Annotated in this window: 5 protein-coding genes; all 5 read right to left on the bottom strand. The window is 36.3% G+C overall.

Annotated elements, in window-relative coordinates; genetic code table 11:
- A partial coding sequence (locus HMPREF0766_RS20350; RefSeq protein WP_003001786.1) for an Eco57I restriction-modification methylase domain-containing protein occupies positions 1-2,500 on the bottom strand: 2,500 nt, incomplete at its 3' end.
- A gap of 148 nt (positions 2,501-2,648) precedes the next feature.
- Positions 2,649-4,004 carry an ATP-binding protein gene (locus HMPREF0766_RS20345; RefSeq protein WP_003001784.1) on the bottom strand — a complete coding sequence of 452 codons (1,356 nt, stop codon included), beginning with the start codon at positions 4,002-4,004 and terminating at the stop codon, positions 2,649-2,651.
- Complete coding sequence (locus HMPREF0766_RS20340; protein WP_003001781.1) at positions 4,001-7,264, bottom strand: helicase-related protein; 3,264 nt, start codon at positions 7,262-7,264, stop codon at positions 4,001-4,003. Before HMPREF0766_RS20340 ends, HMPREF0766_RS20345 begins: the two co-directional genes overlap by 4 nt.
- Entirely contained in the window at positions 7,261-7,539 is a 279-nt protein-coding gene (locus tag HMPREF0766_RS20335) for a helix-turn-helix domain-containing protein (protein ID WP_003001779.1), read from the bottom strand. The genes HMPREF0766_RS20340 and HMPREF0766_RS20335 overlap by 4 nt, the downstream gene beginning before the upstream one ends.
- A gap of 212 nt (positions 7,540-7,751) precedes the next feature.
- Positions 7,752-8,183, bottom strand: a complete 432-nt coding sequence (gene mobA / locus HMPREF0766_RS20330) for a conjugal transfer protein MobA (protein ID WP_201680403.1) — start codon at positions 8,181-8,183, stop codon at positions 7,752-7,754.
- Positions 8,184-8,208 lie beyond the last annotated feature (25 nt).

Here is an 8,208-nt window from a genome sequence, read left to right as displayed (position 1 = left end):
GCCTAACAAAAACGCTCAATTTATTTAACACATTTTCTTTTACTACACAGGCTTGTGTTTTTTGTCGATTTTTATCCCTTGTAAACATTAATATATTCACATCTACGGTAGCTGTTTCAAATATTTTCTGACCAGCAAAATCAATCAACAAAACAGGATTAGTTTTTTCGGCAAAAAACTTTCGGGTATTTTCTCCGTAACCCGCTCGCATCCATTTGTTGGAAGTAATGTAGGTTAGCACTCCTTTAGATTTGAGCAACTGCCATCCCTTTTCATAAAATAAGGAATAAATGTCCCCTGTTTTCTGAAATGTTTCAAAACTTTGATTTTCGTATATTTTGGCTAAACTTCCTCCATTCTTCTGTAACTGAATATAAGGCGGGTTTCCGATAATCACATCAAAACCACCTTGTTCGAATACATCCATAAAATACAGTTGCCACAAGAAGTAAGGACGTTCGTCTGTGGTATGTATTTTGAATAGTTTGGCTTTGGTTTCCTGTACTTTGTTAAGGTCGGCTACATAGCTATTGTATTTTTTGCGGGCTGTTGCTTTTAAGGCTTCAGGATTTCCTGCTTCGCTGATAAAGCGGTTGAGTTGATTTTCCCTTAGTTCTATATTGTATTCAATATGTTTTAGCACCAAATCGTTGATTTCATCCCGTATGGCTTTTTTCTCTTCGGCATCTTCTATACGGAAGAATTTGTTTACCAGTTTTTGAATTTTATTGATGTTTTCCGTATTGGTAAAGGTCATTTTCATTTGGCTTTCGCTGATGTTGCCAAATAAATCACGAATGGGTTCGGCAATGGCTATATCGCTTTTGGTATTTCCCATTTGGCTCAAATCCACGTCTTCAAAACTTTCCAACAAACTATTACCCTGCATAATCTTATAATCCAGGTTGGGTAATGGATGTGGATTCAATTCTTCTACTACCAACGAAAGCCAAAAACGCAATTGGGCAATATCCACCGCACCTTTTTCCAAATCAACGCCATAAATAGAGTTTTGAATGATATTCTTTTTTACATCAGCAGGGTTGAAAGCCTCATTGGTCTTCAAATATGGGTAAATAAAGCGTTTGGCTTCAAAAATTTCCTGTAGCATCCCAATAGGAAAAGCACCTGAACCAATAGCAGGGTCGCATACTTTGATGTCATCCAGCTTTTTGTTAAGTAATACGGCATTTTCTTTATCAGCCAGAAAAGGAGTTACGGTATGTAAACGAATAAAGTCTTCAATATCTTTTTCTTCTCTGAAAGTATTAAGCAAATACTGAATCAGGCTTTCCTTGCACATATACTGCACAATCTCCTTTGGCGTATAGAAAGCTCCTTTATCACGATTATCTTCCAACAGGTTTTCGAAAATATGTCCGAGCATTTCGGGGTCGATACCTACTTCGTGGTCGTCCGGACTGTTTTCGTCAATGGTAAAATTGTACTGGTCAAAAAACTCCAGTAATTCTTTGAAATAATCAGTAGGAAAATCAACTTCCAATGTGGCTTTGTTTTTCTCTGGTTCAAACAAACCTCCATTCAGATAAGGCACACGGGAACCGTTCAACTTTCCGTTCAAACCTTTTACCTGAAATACATCATTGGTTCTTTTGGTATTCAATGTTTCAAAAAATAACTTGGTCAAACATTGACTGTGAAAATTTGACGGGTTGCTAAAATCTTCAAACAACTGGTACATAAAGCGTGGACTTCCACCTGTCCATTCTTTGGTGTCTGCATCACAACCCATCCAGCCTTTTTTCTCCAGGAATTGCAGAAAGACGATTCTACCCAATAGTTTTTTTACAAAATCACGAATAGGTTTTTCCTGTTGGTCTTTGGTTTCCTTTTCAGCATCAATCAGTTTGGCTCGGAAAGGGTTTTCTTCTTCTGCCAAGTACTTCCAAAACTTTTCGTAATGTGCTTTGTAGGTTTTGAAGAAGTCTTTGTTCAAAGCTTCCACAGAAAACACTTCTTTGAGTTCTTTGATATTGACTTCGCCTTTTTCCTTTTTATCAGCCAACACCAACATTCGCTTGGCAGGTGTGGTACAGGCTTCGTTTGCACCAAGCAAATAGGTGTATCGTTTAGGTTTAGTTTCATCTTTTTTGAACTCACCTGTTTCTAAATCCAGACTGGCTTCTTTAGCAATAAATGAAAAGCGGTAGTCAGCTTGATTTTTATTGTAGAAAAAAGCCAAAGCACCGTGAATAATGTTTTGGTCAATATGCTTAGCGGCGATTTCACGTAATCCCTGACGATTGCGGACAATACTAATGTTGTTCGCTACTTCTACCGTGAAAATGGCCAACTGTTTGCCGTCATCTAATTTTACCGTTCCTATTTGCCTTCCGTCAATGACTTTATTGTTTTCAGTAAACAAGTTTTTAGGAAGACTGAAATAGTCTATCTTTTTGAAGAATAAAAGCAATATCTCTTTCCAAATAGAGAAATCGAACGATTGTTGTAATCTGTATTTTAGGTCTTTTTCTTTCATTGTCTAAAATTGTTTGAGTCCTTCATTATGAGTTAGATTGAGCCCTTTATGAGCCCTTTGGTAAAATCATAAAGTGTTGATAAACATTGCTTAGGGTTTTGTTTTTGATATTCTATCCCTTTTTTTGAGTCCTTTGTGAGACCATTGTTTATTCCTTTTTTGAGCCCTTACTGAGCCCTTTAAAAACATATGCCGTTCCAACACCAGTCGAACCTATTTTCTCAATCCATTCTCCCTCAAGTTCTCCTAAATATCTTGTAGCAGTAGCCTTACTGACATCACAAATGGATTGTACCTCTGAGTTTGAAATTCTTCCCTTTTCCTGAACATATAGGATGATCTTTCTTAATTCCTCTTTTAATCCAGATCCTTTGAGCCCTTTATCTGTATACTTGACTAATTCTACTTGAAAATCAGGCGGGATATTCGAAAAAATGGGAGGAGCTATTTTATGTGCTTTGCAAGCATTTATCATTTTTATCGTTCCTCGTCCCCAAGATTCAATATAACCTGCTCTGAAAAAAGTGTTAGCAATATCAGGATTGTACGGCTTGGAAGGATGCTTTTGGGTCAACTTCTCCACTGTCCAGTTTTCGGGCAATTGTCCTTCATTCCAGAAAATCATTTTGTGGGGGTAAACACTTATTTGGATAGGGATACCACTGCTGTAATCCTTATGAGCAATCGCATTGTACAACGCTTCCCGAATAGCTTCTTCCGGGAAAATAAAAGTTTCTTCTCTACTTCCGTTTTGGTATGAGATAATGGCCTGAGTGTACTTCGTTTTAAGTAAATCCAAAGCTTTTTCTGCTTGTTCTAATAAGTTGCCTTTTACTTCATCTTGAAATTTTAAATCATCATCATCTTCAAAAAATCCAATTTTAATAAAAGCTCCGGTTACAAACTTTTTAGGTTTAGGATGAAAAAGCAATATTCCTGCACGCTTAATCATTTTTTCATCTTCCAAATAAAGTTGTAGGTTTTCCAGTAACTGTTGATTGGTTCCTTCGATATCTTCAGGTTCTAATCGCTTGCTTTTAACAGCTTTCTTTCTAAAGAAATCGAACGTATCGTTTTTAAGGTCGTCGACTGTAATATTGGGGACAGGCACACCATCCCATTTTTTGCCTTGTCGTTGAAGCAAAAATTTAGTTAAGGCTGTACCTTTTAATTCCTGTAGTGTACTTCCTGACCTATAGTAGTATTTGCCTCTCAAACTTATGGGAAAAGGATATGGCTCAACTATTATTTCTAAATAATCAGCTTTATTTTCTGTGTGCAAGTTCACATCCACCATCAGTCCTAAAAGGTCTCTCACCTGGTTAGGAATGTCTTCCAAAAGTTTCTTCGTATTTGCTACGTGCTTTAGTTTCCCTTTATCATCCTTGCCGATAAACAAAGTTCCTCCTTGGGCATTTGCAAAACCGCAAATCCACTTGAAATAATCATTATGCCACGACTCTTTCCATTCTATATTTTGATGTTCTTTTGTGTGCAGGCTCATTCGCTAAAACTTTCAGTGATGATGATTTCGGGACTTAGGTTTTTAGCCTTTATGATTTTTCGCTCAAAATCCTGTTCAGCTTCTTCGTTCATAAGCGGATACCCTTTGAGTATTTCGATGACTTTCTCCAAAATGATGGCAGGCTTCAATGGAAACTTTTTTAATGTTCGTTGAAATTTATTGATGTCTCTTTGAAGATTTTGAAACTTACCTTGTCGCAAGGATTCTTTCGCTTTTATGATTAAAGCTCGTTCTTCATCATTTACCAAAGGTAAGCTAAGCATTGCATCTAAATAAGCATTAGCTTTCTTTTCATTTGGCCCCTGCGTCGTGTCAATTTTCTTGTCTTTAGCTTTTTCTTTTTCTAACAAATCGGAAAAAAGAAAAATACCTGCTTGCACTTGTTCGTGATGTTTATTGTGTAGCGAAATAGCTTTTTCTAAAACTTCTGCCTCAAAAATCTTTACGGTCTCTAAAAATGTAAGTTCCTCTGTATCATCGTTGTCTTTTACTTTGATAAACGCATCACGTTTACTGTCTTTGATATAGCAAATAGTACTTTGATTTAAGTCTTTATTTTTTCTTCCAACTCTTGCGCGCAAGGGCATATTTTTAATTTGCTTGAAAATGCCCGGTGTTTTTTCTTTGATGTCACGAATCATCATTAGATAGGCTAATTTTTCATCTTTTTCCTCCTCCACTCCTTTATCGAAGAGTCCAAAAGTTTCAGTTTCTTCATCAGGCGAATAAATTTGGCTGTCTTCACCCAATGCAGCGTGGAAAGATTGCAATTTCATAATGGCCTTTTTCTCCAATTCAATATCATTATTTACTTTGGCTGTAGGATAGAAGTTATAAACGTGCACTTCATCGGCTGTTGAACCAATACGGTTGACACGACCAATACGTTGCATCAATCGGGTAGAGTTCCAAGGTGTGTCATAATTCACAATTACATTAGAACGGTGTAGGTTAATCCCTTCTGCCAAAACTTCTGTGGTTAATATGATGCTATAATTATCTTCCTGTTCCACTTTTGGCAAATTGGCATCAAAGTTTTTACGGACAGTCGGCATTCGGTCTTTTCGTGATTTGCTGTCAACCGAAAGAATACTTGCGGAAATATATTTGGGCAATTCCTTTTCCAAATAGCCGGTGGTCTCCTTACTTTCTGAAAATACGACTAATTTAGACTCAGGATTGATAGCTTTACTTAAAAGGATATCTTTCAAATACTTTACGAAGACTTCCAATTTAGGGTCTTCATTTACTTGTTCCCATTCTGCTGAAAGTTCTTTGAGCAGTTTCAAATCGTGTTGTAAACCGGGCAAAAAATCGTATTCAAAATCATCGGGTTCACAAATGTCAATAGTTGGGTCTTCAATGGACTTTTCCAGTACCAAATCCATCAGTTCTTCCTCCTTACCTTCGTTTATCATATCCGATACAGGTAAATTGGGAGCAATAAAAATACGACCATTCTCAAACATTGTTACCATTGCTTCAGTAGCTTTTGTAAACCGGAAAAGCGATTGCTTGAAAGCATAAAAACTGCTGTCAATCCTTTTTACCAAGAGCGTTTTCATGATCTTGGCTAATTGAGTCGAAATCATATCCGCCTGCTTGTACTTACTCTTTTTGTGTGGTTTCAAAAAGCCAATAGCACGATAACGATTGTATTTTAACCCTCGCGTCTCGTGACTTAACACGAAAATTGTTTTGTCATACAAGTCTTCTAAATGTGGCTCAAGTTCATAAAGTATCTTTTTAGGTTTATCAACTTTTGGAAATTTGATACCCTGTTTATCTAAATCCTCCTTATAAAGAGGGTGTACTTCCAAATCTGTCCTTGTTCTGCGGACAATTAGCGGTTCAATGACTTTAGTTCTTATCTTTTCATAAATCTTTTTTACACCTGCTTGTATTTTTACAATATCAGATTCGTTTTTCAGTTTCTTATAAGCATCAATTTGCTGTCTGAAAAAATGTTGTAAGTTTCCCGTTTCTAATGTTGATTCCTTACTGTTTTGAAAAAGATAAACTTGATTGGCAATATCTTCGGGTCTGTTATTCAAAGGTGTTGCGGAAACAAGAATAACGCGTTTAGGAACAGTAGTTCCATCGGGCAAAGCCCTTCTGGTTGGCGTTTTACATATTTTTTGTAATTCATTGTACATCCCTGCGGTATCAGAACGGAATTTGTGAGCTTCATCCACAATGATTAAATCATAAATAGTAGCATCATTGATTTTATGCAAACTTCCATTAGTTATGATCTTCACATTATCCAGATTGAATTTTTCAATCGTTTCAATCCAGTTGTCTTTTAATGCTGGAGGTACAATGATCAGTGTTCTGGAACGGTGTTCTGGAAAGCCGTTAGTATAGAAGTATTTTTTTGCTATAAGTGTCGATACAATTGTTTTTCCAAGCCCCACAACGTCTGATAGGAAAAAGCCATTGTGCTTCATCATTTTGGAGAAGCCGTCATTTACAGCATCCACTTGATAAGAAAGTCTTTTAAATCCTTTCGGTAAATCTGAAATGGAATTCGGGTCAAATTCAATGCTTTTTCCGAAATATTCAATCAGAAATTTCAGATAAACTTCATAAGGCGTGTAGTTATCATTGAGGTATGTTTCCTTTTTCAATTTCTCAATGCTTTCCATATCTACTGGCACAGCCTCTTCCCAAAGTTTTTCAAAGGTCTGAGTAGCGAAATCAATATCTGTATTATCTCTTAATTCGACGTTAAACTCAAAATTCTTGGAGAGTCCGGCATCAGTCAGATTGCTCGAACCCGTAATTACAGATCCATATCCGTGGTCGTGTTTTTCCTTTTCTCTGAAAATGTAAATCTTAGCGTGAATATTCTGCTTCGGATGAATTTTTATTTTTACTTTCCCTGTTGTGATGTCTTTAATTAGCTGAAACATTCCGTCCTCAACGGTCTTGTCATATTCTGCTTCTTGGATATTCTTTTTTACTTCTTGAAAAAATTCTTCTTGTGCTTTTTCAGTATTTCCGTCAAATAGTACACCCTGTTGGTCTGCCTGATAAACCAAAGAATCAATATTGATACCCACGAGAATTCTTATTTCTTGGGCACTTTCGACAAACTCTCTGATTTGAAAATAACCAGATGCTCGAAAATAGCCAACTAAAGCATCTAAGAAGTAAATGCTTTTATGTTTAAAAATACCTTCGATTTTTTTGAGAAGTGTATTCTGTTCTTCGTTGGTAAAAAATTTCGTGCTCATAATTTCTTCAATATGTTTTTAAGCCCATCAGCTAAAAATTCCAAGTCACCGAGTTCACTAAAAACTGTCGATTGAATAAACTCAATCTGTATTTCCTTCTCGTGAACTTCCAAAGTCTTCGCCAGAGTAGGCAACATTTCTTTTGTCGCTACTCTTTCACTCCTCTCGATCTTGCTCAAAATGGAAGTATCAATGTCGAGTTCGGCGGCAACTTTTCTAAGTGGAAGTCCCAGTTTTTCTCGTTTGTTTCTTAAATATTCTCCAAAGGAATTCATTTTGTTAGGATTGTTTGGACTGATTTGTCAAATGTAATGAAAAAATTAGATTCATTTTTGAAATTAAAACAAGAGTCTTTTATTTCTTAAGATTTGAGGGTTTTTTTCATTCGGTTGGCAAACTGTTCTTCCTCGTAGTCCTCGCCCTGTGCTTGGGGCAACAGGCTGAACAATCCCAAATCAGAACTGTGCGGATGTTCCTGCAAAAACTTTTAATATTTCTTCATATACTTCATTTCAAATTCTTCTGTTAGCTCAACCACTTTTTTGAAAATGGCTATCATTTCAATAGTTTGCTTTTCCAATTTGTAAAGGTAAGCCAACGCTTTTTTCTCTGAAAAATTAGCATTCAACAGCTTTACAATCTGATTGTAATTTACGCCTATAGAACGAAATTGACTGTGAAAAGAGGTCAGTCGCATATAAAAATCAACCGTTCCTTTGTCGATTTTCACGGACTTCATTTCCTTTCCAAACAATAACGAAACAATAAACCTTGCTTTGTTATCCATTCTTGATTGGTCAAACAACGATAAAAATTTAGCGTTTTCTTCGTCCGTAAGCCGAAAAACATAGCGGTTCATTTTAGGATTAACCTTTGGCTTGCGTCCGCCTTTGTTCTGTTTTCTGTTCTTGTTTTCCATAATAAAATCCATTTTAATTTTTCAA

The organism is Sphingobacterium spiritivorum ATCC 33861 (genome assembly GCF_000143765.1).
Classification (GTDB): Bacteria; Bacteroidota; Bacteroidia; order Sphingobacteriales; family Sphingobacteriaceae; genus Sphingobacterium; species Sphingobacterium spiritivorum.
Note: the sequence above shows the minus strand (reverse complement) of the source record. Positions and strands in the feature narration are given on the sequence as shown.

Coding starts and splice junctions, on each gene's coding strand:
- HMPREF0766_RS20345 (WP_003001784.1), bottom strand. CDS start 4,004: ATGAGCCTGCACACAAAAGAACATCAAAATATAGAATGGAAAGAGTCG.
- HMPREF0766_RS20340 (WP_003001781.1), bottom strand. CDS start 7,264: ATGAGCACGAAATTTTTTACCAACGAAGAACAGAATACACTTCTCAAA.
- HMPREF0766_RS20335 (WP_003001779.1), bottom strand. CDS start 7,539: ATGAATTCCTTTGGAGAATATTTAAGAAACAAACGAGAAAAACTGGGA.
- mobA (WP_201680403.1), bottom strand. CDS start 8,183: ATGGAAAACAAGAACAGAAAACAGAACAAAGGCGGACGCAAGCCAAAG.